Origin of the sequence: Methylobacterium nigriterrae (genome assembly GCF_037106235.1) — a bacterium.
Taxonomy (GTDB): domain Bacteria; phylum Pseudomonadota; class Alphaproteobacteria; order Rhizobiales; family Beijerinckiaceae; genus Methylobacterium; species Methylobacterium nigriterrae.
This window is the reverse complement of the sequence record NZ_JBAWTG010001056.1, coordinates 1-252: the sequence shown is the minus strand read 5'-3', so window position 1 is coordinate 252 and position 252 is coordinate 1. Positions and strand designations below refer to the sequence as shown.

1 pseudogene is annotated in these 252 nt (G+C 73.4%); it reads right to left on the bottom strand.

Going from position 1 to position 252, the window contains the following annotated elements:
* A pseudogene (locus WDW90_RS40220) lies at window positions 1-252 on the bottom strand (hypothetical protein); the annotation flags it as partial.

Genomic DNA, 252 nt, shown 5'->3' with positions numbered 1-252 from the left:
CTAGCGAGCGGATGGGACCGCCAGGGTCTGCTCGGCAGAGGGATACACGACCCGCAGGGGCGCGGCGTCCGCCCGTACGGCCACAGGCACGGAGGTCTGCTCAGAGGGGCGAGCCAGCGTGGCCACCAGCTTGCGGGCTTCGTCCGCCGGCAACGCACCGCGAGGCGCCACCATCGCGGCCAGAAGCTCGCGGGTCTTGCGATCCAGGCCCGGTGAGCGGCTCGCCTCCTCGAAGTCGCCGGCCGTGCGGTG